This window comes from Methanosarcina spelaei, assembly GCF_002287235.1.
Lineage (GTDB): Archaea > Halobacteriota > Methanosarcinia > Methanosarcinales > Methanosarcinaceae > Methanosarcina > Methanosarcina spelaei.
This window is the reverse complement of the sequence record NZ_LMVP01000445.1, coordinates 17,649-37,801: the sequence shown is the minus strand read 5'-3', so window position 1 is coordinate 37,801 and position 20,153 is coordinate 17,649. Positions and strand designations below refer to the sequence as shown.

General features: G+C 38.0%; 14 protein-coding genes. 8 read left to right on the top strand and 6 right to left on the bottom strand.

Annotated elements, in window-relative coordinates; all coding sequences use genetic code 11:
- The first annotated feature begins 817 nt into the window (after positions 1-817).
- The 7 genes from ASJ81_RS16160 (at position 818) to ASJ81_RS16130 (ending at position 11,314) form a co-directional block, all read left to right on the top strand.
- A complete protein-coding gene (locus ASJ81_RS16160) occupies positions 818-1,915 on the top strand; it encodes a glycosyltransferase (protein ID WP_095645260.1) in 1,098 nt (365 codons plus the stop codon).
- A gap of 77 nt (positions 1,916-1,992) precedes the next feature.
- A complete protein-coding gene (locus ASJ81_RS16155) occupies positions 1,993-2,760 on the top strand; it encodes an ABC transporter permease (RefSeq protein ID WP_095645259.1) in 768 nt (255 codons plus the stop codon).
- A gap of 27 nt (positions 2,761-2,787) precedes the next feature.
- Complete coding sequence (locus tag ASJ81_RS16150) at positions 2,788-4,041, top strand: ABC transporter ATP-binding protein (RefSeq protein ID WP_095645258.1); 1,254 nt, start codon at positions 2,788-2,790, stop codon at positions 4,039-4,041.
- 395 nt (positions 4,042-4,436) lie between these two features.
- Positions 4,437-7,778 (top strand): class I SAM-dependent methyltransferase, encoded by a 3,342-nt coding sequence (locus tag ASJ81_RS16145; protein ID WP_095645257.1) that lies wholly within the window; start codon positions 4,437-4,439, stop codon positions 7,776-7,778.
- A gap of 91 nt (positions 7,779-7,869) precedes the next feature.
- Complete coding sequence (locus ASJ81_RS16140; protein WP_095645256.1) at positions 7,870-9,039, top strand: glycosyltransferase family 4 protein; 1,170 nt, start codon at positions 7,870-7,872, stop codon at positions 9,037-9,039.
- 2 nt (positions 9,040-9,041) lie between these two features.
- Positions 9,042-10,097: a glycosyltransferase gene (locus tag ASJ81_RS16135; protein WP_095645255.1), complete on the top strand. Its 1,056-nt coding sequence runs from the start codon at positions 9,042-9,044 to the stop codon at positions 10,095-10,097.
- Positions 10,094-11,314 carry a glycosyltransferase family 4 protein gene (locus ASJ81_RS16130; protein ID WP_095645254.1) on the top strand — a complete coding sequence of 407 codons (1,221 nt, stop codon included), beginning with the start codon at positions 10,094-10,096 and terminating at the stop codon, positions 11,312-11,314. Before ASJ81_RS16135 ends, ASJ81_RS16130 begins: the two co-directional genes overlap by 4 nt.
- Before the next feature lie 604 nt (positions 11,315-11,918).
- Here the strand turns inward: ASJ81_RS16130 and ASJ81_RS16125 are convergent.
- A complete protein-coding gene (locus ASJ81_RS16125; protein ID WP_048109101.1) occupies positions 11,919-12,326 on the bottom strand; it encodes a DUF1699 family protein in 408 nt (135 codons plus the stop codon).
- A gap of 1,172 nt (positions 12,327-13,498) precedes the next feature.
- Between ASJ81_RS16125 and ASJ81_RS16120 the strand changes: the two genes are divergently transcribed.
- Positions 13,499-14,677 carry a chromosome segregation ATPase gene (locus ASJ81_RS16120; protein WP_095645253.1) on the top strand — a complete coding sequence of 393 codons (1,179 nt, stop codon included), beginning with the start codon at positions 13,499-13,501 and terminating at the stop codon, positions 14,675-14,677.
- 31 nt (positions 14,678-14,708) lie between these two features.
- Here the strand turns inward: ASJ81_RS16120 and ASJ81_RS16115 are convergent, their stop codons facing one another.
- The 5 genes from ASJ81_RS16115 to ASJ81_RS16100 form a co-directional block, all read right to left on the bottom strand.
- The gene (locus ASJ81_RS16115) at positions 14,709-15,164 is read right to left on the bottom strand and encodes a DUF1699 family protein (RefSeq protein WP_095645252.1); all 456 of its coding nucleotides are present in this window, start codon (positions 15,162-15,164) and stop codon (positions 14,709-14,711) included.
- Between the two features lie 238 nt (positions 15,165-15,402).
- Positions 15,403-17,706: a carbamoyltransferase HypF gene (gene hypF / locus ASJ81_RS16110; RefSeq protein WP_095645251.1), complete on the bottom strand. Its 2,304-nt coding sequence runs from the start codon at positions 17,704-17,706 to the stop codon at positions 15,403-15,405.
- Between the two features lie 255 nt (positions 17,707-17,961).
- On the bottom strand, positions 17,962-18,126 hold the full coding sequence (locus tag ASJ81_RS22910; protein ID WP_170943350.1) for a hypothetical protein: 165 nt from the start codon (positions 18,124-18,126) through the stop codon (positions 17,962-17,964).
- A gap of 6 nt (positions 18,127-18,132) precedes the next feature.
- On the bottom strand, positions 18,133-18,765 hold the full coding sequence (locus ASJ81_RS16105; RefSeq protein ID WP_170943349.1) for a V-type ATP synthase subunit D: 633 nt from the start codon (positions 18,763-18,765) through the stop codon (positions 18,133-18,135).
- 5 nt (positions 18,766-18,770) lie between these two features.
- The gene (locus tag ASJ81_RS16100) at positions 18,771-20,153 is read right to left on the bottom strand and encodes an ATP synthase subunit B (RefSeq protein ID WP_095645249.1); all 1,383 of its coding nucleotides are present in this window, start codon (positions 20,151-20,153) and stop codon (positions 18,771-18,773) included.

Here is a 20,153-nt window from a genome sequence, read left to right as displayed (position 1 = left end):
ATTGTAGCCTCAGTATTGAATTTGCACCGTTAGACATCATATACAAAGAAAGTAAACAAATGAATAGCGCTAAAGTGATGCTTAAGGATTCCAATCTTCAGAGTAAAGTCTTTCATCACCGGGTAAATAATACTAAACTAAAGCTTAAAGTGAAGGTTAGCTGTTTTTAAATAAAGTGGGGTTAACTATATTTAAATGAAGTGAAGGTTAACTATATTTAAATGAAGTGAAGGTTAACTATATTTAAATGAAGTGAAGGTTAACTATGATTAAATGAAGTGAAGGTTAACTATGATTAAATGAAGTTAAAGTTAACTGTTATAGTACCTGGCTAACTCTCTTGCTATCTAATGAATTATCTCGTCATCTAATGAGGCATTTCATCCGGGAAGTATTATATATAACTAATGAACCATCTCATCTGAAAGTATTATATATCTCTACTGTTGAGATACAATTTTCAATATATTTATAATCGTTGAGCTTAATGGATTGTTGAAATCTTGCAGGAAACCCTGTGCTACTAATCAGAAATCAGATATTACAGATAAATTTAGTACTGGTAATTTAAGGATGGATAGGAAGCTTCAGATTATAAAAACCCAATACAGTAATGTCCCCACTCATGGAAAAACTAGGTATTGACATTGAATTGAATGTGCATTGAACTGAATGTGCATTGAATTGAATGTGCATTGAACTGAATGTGCATTGAATGTACACAACTGAATGGCCACAAATAATTTTATTAGCTTTTTATAATTTTATTAGCTTTTTATCTGCATTTGTTAAAACCCCCTGAAAAAGTGAGAAATCGATGAAAATAGCCATATTTCATGATTATTTCGGAGCCATTGGCGGCGGAGAGAAACTTGTTCTCATGCTTGCAAAATACTTCAATGCCGATGTTATCACTACTGACTTGAATATGGAGTCCGTAAAAAAGATGGGGTACTCCGATATACGTATAATCAGCCTGGGAAAAACCCCAAAAGTACCTCCTCTAAAGCAGATTTCCGCATCTTTTCAATTTGCATCCTGTGATTTTTCAAAGGAATATGATTTTTTTATTTTTTCAGGTAACTGGGCGTATTTCGCAGCAAAGAAACACAAACCCAACCTGTATTACTGCCATACTCCTACACGAGCTTTTTATGACCTTTATGAAACTTTTATCAGCAGGCAACCTATCTGGATTTCAATTTTCTTCAGGATTTGGGTCAGGCTCCACAGGCCAATTTCCGAATACTACCTTTCCCACGTCTGTAAAATCGTAACTAACTCTAAAAATACATCAACAAGAATCAAAAAGTATTTCCACAGGGACGCTGAAGTTATCTACCCCCCTGTAGAAACTTCAAAATTTACCTGTAAAGAGTACGGGGACTTCTGGCTTTCAGTAAACCGGCTCTATCCTGAAAAACGAGTGGAAATTCAAATTGAGGCATTCAAAAAAATGCCCGAAGAAAAGCTTGTCATTGTTGGAGGGTATTCCAAAGGAGATCACGCAAAAAGTTACGCAAAAAATATCCTTGACAATTTACCTGAAAACGTAAAGGTCCTTGGTGAGGTTTCAGAGACGGAATTACTTGACCTTTACTCCCGCTGTAGAGGTTTTATCTGCACTGCTATGGACGAAGATTTCGGGATGACACCTGTGGAAGCTATGGCAAGTGGAAAACCTGTAGTAGCTGTAAACGAAGGTGGGTTTAAGGAAACGGTAATCGACGGAAAAACCGGTGTGTTTGTGGAAGCAGATGCTCAAAATATAATCAGAGCAGTAAAGAATATCTCGAAAGACCCGTCAAGCTATGGAAACGAATGCTTTAAGAGAGCAGCTCTGTTCGATCTCTCGAATTTTGTAAATGCTATGAAAAATAATGTTACCCCCGAAAACTGTTTTTGTGAGAGATAATTTCCGGTAATCAGATTATTCCTCGAAAAATACAATATTCTGTCATTCCGGCGAAGTAATAATCAGGAGATATTAATTTGAATATAGGCTTAATTCTTGAATTAGCAAAAAGAGATATTACTGAAAAGTATTCCGGGTCTACCTTAGGAGCTTTGTGGAACTTCATTTATCCACTTGTAGATATTTTTATATTTACCGTTATATTTGCTAACCTTATGGGATCGCGTTTGCCTGGCTCGTCTTCGGTCTACGCATATGGATTTTATCTTACTTCTGGCGTAATCGCTTGGAATGCTTTTTCAAATACGGTATCAAGAACGGCCACCGTTTATTTAGATAAAAAACATATAATCACAAAAGTAAAGGTTGATCTTTCTTCATTCCCTCTTTATATTGCTATTTCGGAAAGTATCACTTTTGTCGTGACAATGGGAGTATTCTTGTTTTTACTTCTAATTAGTGGATATGGAGTAAAACCTGTAATCTTATTTGTTCCGTTAATATATTTGGTACAGCAACTCTTTGCCTATTCACTTGGATTTTTTATAGGAATATTTGTTGTTTTTATAAGAGATTTAAGAGAGATTGTAAGAATTGTACTTCAGTTCTGGTTCTGGTTTACACCGATTGTATATGTTTATGACATACTTCCGGAATACGTCAAAAAGATTATGGTCTATAATCCGGCGTTTACATTCATTCATGCCTACCATAGTGTCTTTATATATGAGCAGATTCCGGACTTAGAGGCTATTCTGTATCTATTCCTGTTGAGTTTTGCGATTCTGCTGTGTGCAGGTTTTACTTTCAAAAAGCTTGAAAAGGATGTTCGGGACTTTATATAATTAAAAATTACAAGTTGTGAATATAAAATGATCAAAGTATCAGGTGTTTCAAAAACATTCAAGTCATATCACTCACCCGCTGACCGATTAAAAGAGAAAATCTTTCGGAAGAAATACCACCGAGAAATAACTGCATTGCAAAACGTCTCTTTTGAAGTAAAAGAAGGAAAAACTCTCGGAGTAGTGGGACAAAATGGGGCTGGCAAATCTACTTTATTGAAAATACTTTCCGGTGTTTTGCTTCCTGATGAGGGTTCTATAAAAGTAGATGGAAAAATTACCGGTTTACTTGAGCTTGGAACGGGTTTTGATCATGAACTTACAGGTCTTGAAAATATTTTCATGAACGGGACATTTCTAGGAATGGATAAAGACGAAATAGAAAGAAAAAAAGATGACATCATTAATTTTACAGAGCTTGGAGAGTTTATTTATGACCCGATCAAAACGTACTCGTCGGGTATGCTTATGAGACTTGCATTTTCAATAGCAATGCATGCAGAACCAAAATGCTTTTTAGTCGATGAAGCGCTGTCAGTAGGAGATGCATATTTTCAGCAAAAATGTATGAGAAAAATATTAGAGTTCAAAAATGACGGTGGCTCTATTATTTTTGTATCTCACGATATGAACGCTGTGAAAACAATATGTGATTCGGCAATACTGCTGGACCATGGTCATATAATCAGTTCCGGCGACCCAAAAGATATAATTGACTATTACCATGGAATAATTTTGAGTAAATCACATATGGGAAATACCGAGGTAATAGTAAATGAAGTAATAGATGACCATACAGGTCACAAAAACCCAAGCGCTTCAACAGGTGAAGTTAAACTTCTCTCCTTTAAAGTCCTGAACTCAAAAAATGAGGAAATATTGCACATTGAGAGTGAACAGGTAGTTAAAGTTATATATCAAGTTAAGGCCTTAAAAGAATTATCCGATCCTCACTTTGGTCTTCACGTTAGAAATAATCTGGGTTTATCAGTATTTGAAACAAATACATATTGTAGTGGCATTAAAACTTTTACTCTAAAAAAAGGACAGGTTGCAGAATTAACCTGGGAATTCTTATTTTCACTTTCTGCAGGAGATTATTCATTCTCTGTTGGTGTGGCAAATAAGGGATACGGAAGAGACGCTTTTGAAGAATATTTGCTCATGGCTCATGATATAGAGGTATTGAAAGTAATTCCTAATAGTAATGCAATTGTCTATTCTGGAGTTTTCAATATGAAACCAAAAATAAAAATTCAAGAAAGACTTGGTAAAGAATGAAAGCTTGGTAAAGAATGAAAGCTTAGTAAAGAATGAAAGCTTAGTAAAGAATGAAAGACTTAGTAAAGAATGAAAGCTTAGTAAAGAATGAAAGACTTAGTAAAGGATTATAAATATATCAGGTATAGACATAGAGTATTTTTGCATACATAACTAATTTTTTCTCCACGTAAGAGGTCAGCGGAAAATAGACATGCTATCCTAAGAATAAAAAAAATTGAAAGTGAGATAATTTTAGGATAGATCAATCTAAATCAAATTGTTATTTTACTAGTATTCACTTATGAAATATCAAAAATGAACCAAATTGTCATTGTACTAGTGTTCACTTATGAAAAGTAATATATAAACTGTTAATTGCTCATGTTAATAAATTGCTTTCTGGAGAACAGAGTATGCTGGATGAGTTAATCTCTATTTATAACCGTACTAACTACGATTTCAGGAATTATGCATTTCCTGGGGATAAATTTTCACATCTATTCAACGAATGGGTTGATTATTACCGCATGAAATTTGCAATTGCAAAAATGATCCGTCCAACATCTATACTGGATATCGAAGTCGGGTATGGTTATAGTGCAATAACTTTTCTTAAGGCTTCAGAAAATGCAACTTATCTAGGAATAGACAACGGTTTGAATGCTCTTGAAGGAAGTAAAGGAGCGGATAACTGGGCCAAAGAAATAACAAAAAATTACAAGGCTGAATTTTTGCTGGCCGATAGTCGGTCAATGACTACATTACCTGGAGATTTCTATGACCTTATTCATATTAACGGCCAGAAAGATGGAGATAATACGTTCCATGATTTGGAGCTGGCACTGGAAAAAGGAAAATGGATCCTGGTTGACGGCTACTTCTGGTCTGACGAAAACTTATTAAGTGCGACTTATTTTTTAAACAAATATAAGGATTTCATCGAGTTTTCTATAACGATACCTTCTTATGCAGGCGAACTACTGATTAAAACTAAAAGCTCAGCTAAGCATATATTTGTAGAAGGTCTGAACAAGGAGAATTCGAATCTGGAAGATATTATTGATTCTTATAAAAGGTATAAAGGCAGAGAATTTGAAGATTCTCGTTTAATTTCCATTTCTTGTCTCGCTAATCCGAATAAAGACATGAATATACTGGATGTGGGATGCGGAAGAGGAGAGCTCTCCTATATCTTATCAAGGTCCGGAGCTCACGTAACAGGAATTGACGACTCCTCTTCTGCGATTCAGAAGGCAAAAGCCACACGTCTGGCCGATAAATCGACCAAACGCCCGGAATTTATTCAGGACAATTTTTTAAATCACAAATTTAATAAGAAATACGATATAATTATTGCAACTGATCTAATTGAGCGTACTCCAGAAGATAAACTTGAATTAATTATTTTAAAAATCGCCGAACTCCTTAAAGAAAACGGTTTATTCATCACGTATATTCATCCTAATAAGTTGTATTATCAGTATACTTATGAAGAAAAACGAAAGATAGCAAAATCCATTGGGCTTTACATTCCAGAAAATCCCAGAACTTTTTACGAGGATCTGAGACATGTCAATGAACAAACCCCTCAAAGCCTGTTCCTCAACTTAAATAAATATTTTTCACATATACTGACATGGGTAAACGATTCTCAAGATTTAGCAGGCTCACTCACAAACTCATTTAGCTCGGAAGAGTACAATAATGCCAGAACTATCCTTGCTGTAAGCTCTTTTGAAGATCTCGACAGAGACCGGATTGTTCAGTTATTATCTCCCAAAAAACTTGATCGTGAAGGAGTGAACGTAGAAGCTTTATCGGAAAAGGATTCAATTAATACTTTCTCAAATAAAAAGTTCAAGTTGAATATAACTCTTAAGAATAACGGGAAAGAGCGGCTTGTATCTCTACCTCCTTATCCTGTGCATATCTCTTATCACTGGTTGAAAACTGATAGTACCTGTGAAATTTTTGATGGGCTCAGGACTGAAATACTACCTGCTTTAAATTCTAAAGAACAGCGGGATCTTCAAGTAGATGTCGTCGCTCCTCAAGAGTACGGGGAATACCAATTACAAATTGACCTCGTGCAGGAAGGCTGTTTCTGGCTTCAGGAAATTACTAATAAGCCTTTACTTAACATTAGTGCAAAAGTCGAGCAAAACCCGGACGAATGCAGGTCAGAGGAATCAAAAGTGGATAATACATTCGAGATTAAAGACGATGAAATAAATGTTGAAGAGATTATGGAAAAAATTCGTGAGAACATAAGGGAAAGAAAAGAAAATAAGGATCCAAAGAGTGCTGAAGAGATAGAACAGGTATTTTCAGAAGTCTCCCCAAGGGCAAGAAGTCCTCAAGAACCCGGAATAACTAATTTGGATTATGATATTCGTAACGATAACTATTCGATCAGTTCTCATCGTCCACTTTTGGGCACATTTTTGATAAAAGGTCGAAAATTAGTGCACGGAGAAGTCAGACGTTATGTCGATCCCGTACTCCAGAAGCAAAGTCAACTTAATTATAACCTTGCCGGTGTTCTCAGTGATGCAAAGGAAACAGCAAACTCCTGCTCTCATAAAGTAGAGAAGTTAACATCGGAAATTGAAGAACTCGAAGATGAAAACAGACTCTTAAAATCAAAAATTGAGCAATTAAGTAGTGAAACTGAAAAGTTAAAAGTTGAGTCTGAACAGCTAAAATCTGAAGTTGTCAACAGTGTAAAGAAAGAAGTAGAATCTATAATTTCTGCTGTTAATCTGGATCTTGAGAGTAAAGCCTGGCTTAACAAAGTACTTGAATCCAGAATACAGAAAGGACTCGAAAACCAGGGAACAGATTCCTCTGGAAAGGCTAACACCCAGATTAATTCATCCGGAAAGGCTAATGCCCAGATTAATACTTCAGGAAAGACCAGTGCCCTGAATAACTCCTTCGGAAAGGCTAATGCTCAGAACAACTTAACAGGGAAAGCTAACGCCCATATTAATACTTCAGGAAATGCTAATACTCAGACTAATACCTCTGGAAGTGCTAATACCCAGATTAATGCCTCTTGCAATGCTGACCCTCAGATTAATTATTATGTATTTGAAGAAAGGTTCCGTGGTTCACGAGAAAATATTCTGCAGCATCAGATGAACTTTATAGGTTATTTTGAGAATTGCACCAATGTACTTGATATTGGATGTGGACGAGGCGAATTTCTGGAATTAGCAAAACAAAAAGGCATCAATGCTAGAGGAATTGATGTCGATGAGGATATGATAAATTTCTGTAAATCTAAGGGTCTGAACGCCGAATTAAAAGATGCTATAAAAACCCTTGAAGAAATCAAGGACAAAAGCCTCGATGGGATTTTTATAAGTCAGGTAGTTGAACACCTCAGTCCCAGTTATCTTATTAATATGCTGAGCCTTTGCAATAAAAAACTGAAATACGGTTTTTACATAATTATTGAGACAGTTAACCCTCTCTCATTATTCTCCTTAGCTAACTTTTACATAGACCTTTCTCACGTAAAACCTGTACATCCGGAAACTCTAAAGTTTTTAGTCAACACCGCAGGTTTTCGGGATATCGAAACGAAATTTTTGTCCCCCGTACCTCCGGAAATGAGATTGAAAAAGCTTCCTGATATCGAGGATGCAGAAGAGAATAAATCAGTGATTGATATCTCCAATCAAAACATAGACATGATAAACGATGCCTTATATGGGGCTCAGGACTATGCGGTAATTGGGAAAAAGTAAAGAAGCCAGTATCAAGAAATCATGAATAAGTAAATATTCTGGCTACTTTCCACTTTCTTTAAGTTTGTGAGATAACTTTGGAGCAATGTTAATGAAGATTGCATTTGTTGTTCCCTGGTATGGAGAGATCCCAGGCGGTGCGGAGAGTGAATGTAAAAACACGGCTGAGAATCTTTCCAGAAACGGGATTGAAGTTGAAATCCTTACTACCTGTGTGAAAGAGTTCAATTCTGACTGGAGCTCCAATTATTACGAAGAAGGAGTTTCACAACTAAATAACGTCACAATTAGAAGATTCAAGGTCCGACAAAGGAATACCAGGTTATTTGATCGCATTAACTTGAAATTGATGCGTAACCAGAAAATCTCGGCAAAAGAAGAGCAGATATATATCGAAGAAATGATTAACAGCGACGATCTTTACCGCTATCTTGAGACTCACGGTTCTGACTACGATTACTTCCTGTTCATACCTTACATGTTCGGAACTACATATTATGGGTCTCAAATCCATCCAAAAAAATCATTTTTGATACCCTGCCTTCACGATGAGAGCTACGCATATATGGATATTTACAAAAACATGTTTCAGAGCGCTGCAGGGCTGATATTCCATGCTGAACCCGAAGCAACACTGGCAAACAAGATATTTGACATTGAAGGCAAGCAAATAATTCTAGGAGAAGGTATAGATACTAATATTTCTTTTGAAGCAAAGAGATTTCGGGAGAAATACGGAATATATGATGACTTCATTCTTTACGCTGGACGGCGGGAGCCAGGTAAAAACACTCCTCTTCTAATTGACTTTTTTTGTAAGTATAAACAGAGGAACCGGAATGAGCTTAAGCTCGTCTTGATAGGAAGCGGAGAGGTCAGTATTCCGGAAAAGTTTAAAAAAGATATTCTTGACCTGGGTTTTGTTCGGAAACAGGATAAGTATGATTCCTTTGCTGCTGCAAGCCTTCTTTGTCAACCCTCAATTAACGAAAGTTTTTCAATAGTGATTATGGAATCGTGGTTATGTCTTACCCCAGTTCTGGTTCATTCCGAATGCGCTGTAACAAAGGATCATTGTATTAAAGGTAGGTCCGGATTGTATTTTGAAAATGTTGAAGAGTTTGAAGGATGCGTTAACTTTTACTTAAAGAATCCTCAGTTAAGAAGAAAAATGGCTATAAATGGGAAGGAATATGTAGATAAGAACTTTAACTGGGACCGAATTGTGGAAAAATATGTACGATTTCTTGAAGAGGCTTGAGTATGGAAATTCATCAAATATTGCCAACCTTTAGTCCTGGTGACGCAATAGGCAATGAGGTTATTGAGATTAATAAGACCCTTAGAAAATGGGGTTATGACTCACAGATATATGCTGAAAATATACACCCTGGAATGGATGCAAAAAAATATCTTGAATATGATAAAGTCTCTTCAAAAGACAACGTGTTAATATTTCACTTCTCAATAGGCTCCGATGTCTCTAATTATGTAAGAAAATTGCCAGATAAGAAAATAATAAGGTTTCACGGAATTACTCCTGAAAAATACCTTTATGGAATCAACGATTACATTCAGTACTTACTGGTACGGGGAAGAGAGGAGCTCAATTCATATCCAGAGATAACAAACCTGGCACTGGCAAATTCTCGATATACCCAGCTAGAGCTAAATAACCTGGGGTTTAAAAACACTGAAATTTTTCCACTTTTACTGGACCTTAATGTTTACAATAAAAATCCGAATGAAAGTATCTTGTCGAATTTTGACGATGATTATGTGAATCTTCTTTTTGTTGGAAGGGTTATCCCTCAAAAGAACCAGCATCTCATTCTTAAAATTTTCTCATATTATAAGCTTATAAATCCAAAATCGCGTTTGTTTTTGATAGGTAATTTCGAAGGTTGCGAAAGTTATCTTGATCAACTGCAGGAGATAATTAGAAAGCTAAAGCTAAAAGATGTTTATGTTCCTGGGAAAGTCTCGATGGATGACCTGATTTCTTACTATAAACTGGCTGATGTGTTCCTGTGCATGAGTGAGTGGGAAACCTTTTGCGTCCCGCTTGTTGAAAGTATGTATTTTGATACTCCCATTCTCGCTTATAATTGTACTGCAATCCCGGATACTCTTGGAGATTCGGGAATACTGATTAATAAATTTAACAGTGATGAGATTGCAGAGATGATTAATCTTGTAGTAAAGGATGAAGTTTTCAGAAAAAGAATTATCCGGAAACAGAGAGAAAGACTAAAACACTTTGAAAGACCTACCATGGAAAATTTACTAAAAGAATACATTCAAAAGGTGATAGAGTGAAAATCGCCTTAGTTGTCCAGCGTTACGGCCTTGAAGTTAATGGAGGTGCCGAATTCCACTGCAGGCTCTTAGCAGAACATTTATCAAAATACTGTAAGGTAGAAGTGTTAACTACCTGTGCAGTAGATTACATAACCTGGAGGAATGAATACCCTGCAGGGGTTGAAACCTTGAATGGAGTGCGGGTCAGGAGATTTCGGGTTGATTATGAAAGAGACTTACCGGCATTTAATAAATTCTCTGAGAAAATTTTTGGAAATAATCCAGACTACGAAGACGAAGTTAAATGGATGAAAATGCAGGGCCCTTACTCAACACATCTTTTAAATTATATAAAAAATGCTAAAGATGATTATACTTGTTTTATCTTTTTTACCTATCTTTACTGTACTACCTTCTTCGGCCTTCCACAGGTAAAAGAAAAAGCTCTGCTTGTTCCTACGGCACATGATGAACCTCCCATCTATTTGTCGATATTCGATTCACTCTTCAAATACCCCAGGCGGTTTATTTTTAATACGGAAGAAGAGAAAAGTTTTGTCACCTCAAAATTCAAGGTTTCGAATATACCTTCTGATGTTGTGGGTGTAGGTATAGATATTCCTTATAGAACTAATGCAGCTTTGTTTGCCCGGAAATATAATCTGGATAATTTCATTATCTTTGTCGGAAGAGTTGACGAATCCAAAGGTTGTCATGAGCTATTCGAGTATTTCCTTCGGTATAAAGAGGAAAAGCCGTCTTCTGTAAAACTCGTTTTACTTGGAAAACAGACTATGAAGATCCCTCAAAGTCCTGAGATTCTTTCTTTAGGTTTTGTTCCTGAGCAGGACAAGTTTGACGGGCTTAAAGCGGCAAAACTATTAGTAATGCCCTCAAAGTATGAAAGTTTGTCCATGGTTCTGCTGGAGTCCTGGCTCTGTAAAACTCCTGTACTTGTAAATGGAAAGTGTGATGTGTTAAAGGGTCAGTGTATCAGAGGTAATGCCGGCCTGTACTATGAAAACTATGAGGAGTTTAAGGCATGCCTGGATCTTCTCCTGGAAAGGGATGAAATGAGGAATGCTATGGGTAAAAACGGGACGGAGTTTGTTTTGCAAAATTACTCGTGGGAAAACATAGAAAATAAGTATATTTCAATATTGCAAAAAGTTGAGAACTTATTCCAATCTGATGAAACTTTAGAAGATCCAGTGTCAGACTATACCCCTATCTAATGAAATATTAGAAGATTCAATGTCAGACTCTACCCCAACCTGATTAGTTTTAAAAGATTTACTGTCAGGCTCTACCTCTACCTGATCAAGTTTTAGCAGAAAGCGTTTTTTTTCAATTTAATTTAAGTTATACTCATTTGTATTCGGTTAAGGATTTTGAGCTGCTGATCTCGATTTCGACGGAAAAACTCAAACCCAAATGTTTAGTGTTTAAATTGAAATCGATATCAGATTCCAGTTTTGCATTTGATGAATAATTTAACAAATTTTATGAAAATCAATGCAATTGATAACGATTTTTCCTTAACCGATGACCAATGAAGTTATACTATTAAGTTCTACAAAAGATTCGAAAGCGTTGTCAGAGAAAATAGAAGAGTGTAATAAATAAGAAGAAAATAAAATTTTATAAGTATTAAAAGTTATGGAATAATAATATTTAAAAGGTTAATAACGTAAAAAAGTTGGAAAGATCACAATAATAAAAGACTCAAATTTTAAAGAGAGCAGATTTCGAAGAAATAATGAGCCATAAAAGGATAAAACATAGAACAATAGAAAAAAGAAAGGAGTAAGGAGAAGTTAAAGCTACTGCTTCAACCTCTCAGGCCGTAACATCCTTTCTAAGGATGTAAGCAACCATCTCAGGGTTAAGTTTGCTTTCCCTTGAAACCTTTTCCTCAATGGCTTCAGTGGATTTACCTTCAATTTTCAGCTCTCTTATTTCTTCAATTATTGATGAAGGAATACGGTAATACTCGTTTATGTCCTTCCTGTGGCCCCAGACATCGCCCTCGATGAGCTGGATACGCTGCATTTCAAGAAACATTTCTATGGATTTTGAGACAGTACGCCTGTAAGATTTCGGAAGCTGTATAACCTCAATCTTAGGACAGTTCTCAACCAGTGAAAAAATATCCTTGTTTGAAGGCCTAAAAGCCAGATGCACTATTCTCTCATTTGGATTCAGTGTGAAGATTTCTTCTCTTGAACTCACAACCCTTATTTTCAAAGTTGAACCTCCAGATGTATCTATTTTTTTCATGTGATAGTAAAAAATTCTTCATTAAATATTTTTCTATAATTACCTGAATCATTTAAAAAGAATTTAAATTTACATTTTTTCAGTTATTTTTGTAAGAATCTCATCTAAATAACAAAAATCAATATGTAGAACAGTTTTTTTAGGAAAATTTAAAGAAGTACTTGAGAAATTTTGCAGCCGTGTCAAGAACAAAATCCATAGAAAAACGCAGAATTTTGTTTGAGATAATTTCATTTTTGTCAGGTTAGGGCAATTTTAAGAGTGAAGACACTGGAACAGAAGACAATAAATTTCCAGACATTGTGAAAAAATTAACAAAATTCAATATAGTAGAGGATATTTTATTTTTTATGATCAGAAGAGCATATAAAAGATTAAAATTTCAGCATAATTACAGGCTTCTTTAATTACAGGCTTCTTTAATTACAGGCTTCTTTAATTACTAACCTGTACTTTGATTTCATAATTAACTCTTCATTTCTGAAAAATCCTTAATTTTAATCTATTAAATATTCAAACTTAATGGATCTATGTCGAAATTACATACTGGAAAAACGAAGATCCAGACGTACTACTTACAGTTGAATGGAGGAAATATCATGACACCAGATATAAAAGAAGCCGCAACTTAGAGAAATTAAAAAACAAAAAGACATTCTTCCAATGCAGTAAAAAGAAGAATACAAAATCACCTTAGGAGTCGTCACAGAACAAACTATACATAAGTTTCGATTGGATGCCTTGATTTTCAAGATCATTATCACCAATTAAAAATTAACTTTATGAAAAGTTTGCCTAATCTGTTTTGTGACAGTTACTTAGTATGATAACAGAGACAAATTGTATCCCAACTGACATAAATCGTCTCAACAGTTTCAAAGATTTAAAAGCCCGAAATTATAAGGAAGCTATACATTTTAAAGGATAGAACTTACTTATTTTAAAGGATAGAACTTACTTATTTTAAAGGATAGAACTTACTTTGATCTTACCTATTTAAGGCAATTTTATTCTGAAGAAAGCCAGACTTATTCTTTTCAAAAAGGCATTATTAGCTTTAAGAAATATCGAAAATCACACAACTTTTATAAAATGTCATGCTTAATATACCTTCAATATTACTTTTAAGAGGCTCATGCATGGAAGATCCCGTTATCTCAAAAATAAAGAGTCAGTTTGATAAAAAAGGAAATCCGTCAAAGATTCCGCTGATGAGCGGGAAACAGTTTTTTGAAGCTCGAGCCGAAACGGATGGAGTCTATGTTGACAACCTGAAAAAAGAACCATTTCTTCCCTGGGAAATCTTTACCGAAGCTGTCAATTGTATAAAGGAAAACAATGGAAAAGTAAAGAAAGGAAATGCGACAAACTCGAAGTTGGGAGACCCTAATCTTGGCCTCGATACCCTGGAAGGTTATATTGCCAGCAAGGTTTATGGCTGCAGGAAAGGCGATCCCGTATTTAAGAGAGTTACTCCTATAGCTTCCATCCTTGCCTGGGCTGAGATTTGTGAAAACACCAGGGGGCAGATCGAGCTCCGCTCCGAAGAAAAAGAGCTGTGTACTTATGAAAATAATCCAGATAGCAAGTCGATAGAAATGAGAAGCCTGGAAGCTGAACTTGAGGAAATCCAGAAGATAAAAGAATTTGACCAACAGACCGCAGACTGGGAAAAAGAAGTCGGCAAGCTGAGAACAGAACTTGAAGTACGAGAAAAACTTCTTCTTGAGAAGGATTCGGAACTCCAAGCACTTCAGGAAAAATTTACGAAAAAAAGTGAAGAAGCCCAACGCCTTGAGTCCAGACTCATAGAAAAAGAAGATGAGATTGAGAGTCTTACTGAGAAACTCCTGGAGGAAACGGAAAACGGAAAAACTCTTGCCGAAAAAATTTCAACAAAAGAAAAAGAGATCGAAAAGCTTGAGAAAAGTGTTTCCGTAAAAGATAAAGACCTTAAGACCCTGGCTGAAGAGGTTATTACAAGGACTGGGGAGATGAGGAAAATTGAAGAGAAGCTTTCCTTGAAAGAAAGAAAAATAAACACTATGGAAACTATGCTTGCTACAGCCGAAGAAATAGTAAAAAAACTTGAGAAGCAGCTCTCTGCTTTTGAAGGGGAAGAAAAACTGGCAGTTCAGCTTAGAGAAAAAGAAGAGTTTATAAAACAGTTAAAAGGAACCCTTGCAAGTAAAGAGGAAGCATTTTCCAGGGTTAGTGAGGAAAACCGGAAATATAAAATGCAGCACAAACTGGCATCCGAGGGGTTAAGGCAGATAGAAGAACAGAAAGCCTCAAAAAAATGGTGGAAGCGTCTGTAAATTCTCCTGAAGAAAAGCCGGAATTTTTTAGTTAAATTTTGTTCATTCGCGGCCGCTCAGGGCTTGACGTCAGAAAAGAACTGTGAAGTAAGTGAAGAATCATATCAGGGCTAATTTTTCTTATATGTGTAATCTCACCTATTATTTCTTCATCTGTTCTTCCCTGGACTTTCAGTTCGTTTATTTTTTCAAGCACATAAGCGGGTATCACAAAGTAATTGTTAAGATCATGCCAGTGCCCGCTGACATCCCCTTTTACCAGATGAATACCTGAAGAAGCGAGATACATCCTGATAAATTTGGAGAGCCCTTCATAGGAAGATGCGGGAAGCTGGAGTAGTTCAATCCCAGGACATGTCTTGACCAGACTAAAAAGATCTCGGTCCGAAGGTCTAAAAGCAAGGTGTACTGCCTTTTCCTCTGCCCCCATGCCGGAAATCTCATCCCTACTTGTTACGACTCTGATACGTACACTACCTAGCCCCATTTATGCCCCCTTTTCTATCTAAGTATACCCTTTTCTATCTAAGTATGTATCATTTATTTAATTTTGTATTTCAGTCTTTCTAATCAAATTTCAGTACAATAGTAATATAAATATTCAAAAAATGAAAAAAAAACAAAAACAAGTGTGGGAATAGTGAAGTATTTCTAAATCTAAACTTGTAAGGTAAGATATAAACGTACATACTAAAAAATTGAGCATCAACCTGACAGGAAAGTTTTTAAAACTTATTCTCAGATTTTGTGCCTAACCCTGCCGCAAGTGCTTGCCCGAATGAAATACATCCGTCTCCACAGGGAACCTGACGGTGAGCCAGGAATTCAAAACCTGCTTCTGTAACAGCTCTTGCAATGCACGAAGTTATGTGATCGTTATAAGCAACTCCTCCACTCAACCCTATCTTTTCAAGCCCCCTTTTTGTGGCAAGAGAGATGGCAAGTTCTGAAATTCCTTTCGCAAAACTCTCCTCAACCGCAAAAGCAAGGTCAGCAGGAGGATACTTTCCTAAAAGTTCATAAACACCCAGAAAAAGCTCAGTAGTGTCAAGCAGAGGAAGTCCAGAGTTTATATCTTTCTTGAAGATTATCGGAAGATCTATGGTATGAGTACTCTTCGTTGCGGCAGATTCAAGTTTCATTGATGGTTCCCCGTCATATGTTCTCATCTCGCAAATTCCAAGCAACGCAGCTGCTGCATCCAGTACTCGTCCTGTACTGCTGCTTCGGATAACATTTACCCCAGTTTCAAGCTGTGTCATCACCGTTGAAAATTCCATCGCCCCTTTAGGAAAAACAAGAGGAAGTTTTTCCAATTCTGCTCTTCCAAGTTTTTCAAAAAGGATACCTAAAACCATTCTTGAAGGTATCTTCGAGGCAAGATCTCCACCTGGCATCGGCTGAGGCAGTAAATGACCGATACGTTCGTGTCCGAAGTAAGAGGATTCAAAGAGTTCCCCTCCCCAGACTGTACCGTCACTGCCATATCCTACACCGTCAAGAGCGATTCCGAGAATTCGGGAATCCAGGGGGAGGGAATTGTCAGCCATAAGAGCTAACATATGTGCGTGATGATGCTGAACCTGAAGAGTATTTTCCCCTCCCATCTCTAGCGCAAACCGGGTTGTATTAAATGCAGGATGCAGATCACAACCCCAGTAAAGAGGCTCGATTCCAGTAAGTCGGATAAGGTGCCTGACAACTTCGGAATGATACCTGAATGTTTCCACATGACTGGTATTTCCTATATACTGAGAGATATAGGCAAGCTTTCCTTTTGCCACAGTAACAGTAGAATTCATTTCAGCCCCCACTCCTATAGAAGCTTTGAGTTCGAAAGGCAGTTCTACGGGTTCAGGCACAAAGCCTCTGGAACGCCGGATAAAAGCTGCCCTTCCATTAACAATCCGAATAACAGTATCGTCGTTTCTGTTTGCAATAACCCGGTTGTGCAACAGGTAACAATCAACAATCTCCTTAAGTTTCTCAAGAGCCTCTTTGTTCTCGACAACCATGGGCCTTCCTGGAAGGTTTGCCGAGGTCATAACGTATACTGCATCAGGTACGCAGTCAAAAAGCAGATTCTGCGTGCCTGTATAGGGAAGCATAACCCCGATATTATGCAGGCCAGGGGTAACCGCTTCTGCCAGGTTGAACGCCTTAGACCTTGGAAGCACAGTAATAGGCCGGCGGTGAGAAGTTAAGTATTCCCTACCTCCGCCGTCAAGTCTTGCAAAAGTTTCAGCAACGACGGCGCTTTTTGCCATAACCGCAAAAGGCTGTTCCGGGCGCCTTAACCGTCTTCTGAGCTCCGTTACAGGCTCCTCCTCTCGCGCATTGCAAGCTATATGAAACCCTCCAAATCCTTTTACAGCAAGAATTGAGCCCTGTTGAAGGAGATCCGAGGCGTGTGAAATTGCTTCATAACCTTTTACCAGGACATTTCCTTCGGAGTCCGAAAGCCAGATCTCCGGCCCGCACTTTGGGCAGCAGACAGGCTGGGCATGATATCTTCGATTGAGAGGATCGGTATATTCGATTTCACATTCCGGGCAAAGAGGAAAATCTGCCATAGTGGTATTTTCCCGGTCATAAGGAAGGGTCCGGACAGTTGTATATCTGGGTCCGCAGTTTGTGCAGACTGTAAAAGGATAGTGGAAATACCTGGAAGAAGGATCAAAAATCTCAGACCTGCACTGTTCGCAAATAGCCGTATCAGGAGGAATTATGGAATTTTCAAAAACTCCGGATTCGCTAGGCACGATAATAAATTTAGAATACCCGGAAAAATGAACATTCTTTGTTTTGATTTCCTTAACTTTAGCTAGTGGAGGCTTTTTTTCAGGAAGTTCCTTAACAAATTTATCAAGACTTTCCTTATTTCCTTCTATAAGAACTTCCACATAATTTCCCAGGTTTTTCACGTAGCCGAAAAGTCCATGGACTTTTGCAAGCTGATATATAAAGGGGCGGAAACCTACTCCCTGGACAATACCGGTAATATGGAGAAGCCTTGCTTCGTTTTGCATATAAAATAGAGATTAATTTTTGTCATTAAAATAGCTTTCTAAATAATAAAAGTATCCGGCAGTATCGTAAACTGATTCAAACTTCAACTACACAGATTGTAAGCATAGAAAAGTACAGATTTCAGTCAAGTAAGACAAAAGTAAACAATAACACGTTTTTAAAAACAAGCATAAAATTACATGCTGAATCGAAAAATTCAGATAGAAGCAAAAATTGTGGCTGAATTCAGGATCAGAATCATCCTGAAATTCAGATCACATATACGGAGAAATTGTTCTTATCATAATGATGAATCCCAAAACCATCATAAGAAGGGAAATTTTCCAGGCCACCTGCAACAGGCGGGCCTGGTTTTTGGGTTCACTTAACTTAAACACTGCTCTTTCAACCAGATTCGGTTGATCGTCACATGCTACCATTTTAAATCAAGCTTGATTTTTCATTCTCTCCTTGACTCTCTTCAGCCGGGAAGTACCCTCCCTTTCCATCTCCTCAAGGGTAAAGCGAATGTACTTCATGGTTGCAATGAGATCGGGAATAACTTTGAATTCGAGAGCGTTTACACGCCTCTTAGTCTTCTCGATTTCATTAAGAAGCCTTTTCATTGTTGTTTCAAGCTCAGCGGCGGTTATGATCTTTTCTACCAGATCTTCATAGGCATCTGCAGACTCATCAATATATGAATTTGTCCCAACAATACCGTAACCTCTATCGATAAGAGATTTGCGGACGCCTGTAGAACTGATTTTTGGCACCACAACACCCATGATATTATGCCCTGAAAGCTGGATTTCGGGAGATTCCTTTGCTGTAAAGGCGGTTGACTTGACTGCAACCATTCCGTTTACAGCAGAAGCGAGATTGATTTTTTCGGCAGCATTTAGATAGGCAGCGTCCAGTTCGGTTCTGACGTTCCTTGCCTCGTTAAGGATCTTAAAGAACTCAAGAATAAGACCATCTCTCTTCATCTTAAGGAGCTTGTGCCCACTTTCAGAGAGCTTGATTTTCTTCTTGAGCTCAATTAGCTCCGACCGAGTTGGTTTTACGTCTTGAGCCATGACAATCACTGACCCTTTTTGTGTGCAGGATGGTATTTCTGAATGTACTTATTGTCAATCCTACCCAGCTGGTTTTCAGGCAGATGCGCAAGAATACCCCATCCGATGTCCAGAGTATCTGCAATTGTCCTGTTCTCGTTTCTGCCCTGTGTAACGAACTTCTGTTCGAAGAGGTCAGCAAACTCAAGGAACTTAACATCTCTATCAGACAGAGCTTCTTTACCGACGATAGCCACGAGACCTCTGAGGTCACGCCCTTCTGCATAACCTGCATACATCTGGTCAGAAACGGCCTTGTGGTCTTCCCTTGTCTTGCCTGCTCCGATACCGGAGTTCATCAGCCTTGAGAGAGACGGTAGCACATTGATTGGTGGGTAGATACCTTTCCTGTGCAGTTCTCTTGAAACCACAATCTGACCTTCGGTAATATATCCGGACAGGTCAGGAATCGGATGGGTAATATCGTCACCAGGCATAGAAAGAATCGGAATCTGGGTAACTGATCCCTTTGCGCCTTTGACAATACCTGCACGCTCGTAGAGAGTTGCAAGGTCAGTGTACATGTAACCCGGATACCCACGGCGACCAGGTATTTCATTACGGGCGGCACCCATCTGACGGAGAGCTTCTGCATAGTTGGTAATATCAGTCAGAATGACAAGAACGTGCATGCCGTGTTCGTATGCCAGATATTCAGCTGCAGTCAGCGCCATACGCGGAGTGACGATACGTTCGACAGCAGGGTCATCTGCCAGGTTCAGGAACACCACAGCCCTTTCAAGAGCCCCGGTCTTTTCGAAGTCGCTCATGAAATACTGGGCTTCTTCATTGGTAATACCCATTGCTGCGAAAACTACTGCGAAAGGCGCTTCTGATCCAGGCACAGCCGCCTGCCTTGCGATCTGCAGGGCGATTTCGTTGTGTGGAAGACCTGAGGCTGAGAAAATAGGCAGCTTCTGTCCACGAACCAGGGTGTTTGTTCCGTCGATTGTGGAGATGCCAGTCTGGATGAAATCCTTCGGAGGCAACCTGGCATATGGGTTCATTGCAGCTCCGTTGATGTCCAGAAGCTGGTCAGGCACAATCCTGGGCCCGCCGTCAAGAGGTTCTCCTGAACCTGAAAGGATCCTTCCGAGAAGGTCGATTGATGCAGGGAGCTTCAGGGTTTCCCCTGTGAAGACTACACCACAATTCTTGTCCAGACCGGTAGTACCTTCAAAAATCTGGATAACTACTATGTCCGCTGAAGAGTCCAGCACCTCGCCTCTGCGGGTGGTTCCGTCAGGCAGGTTGACAGTAACGATTTCTTTATAACCTACAGGCTCTGTTTTTTCAACAAAGACAAGCGGTCCTGCAATCTGAGTGATTGTCTTATACTCTTTTACCAT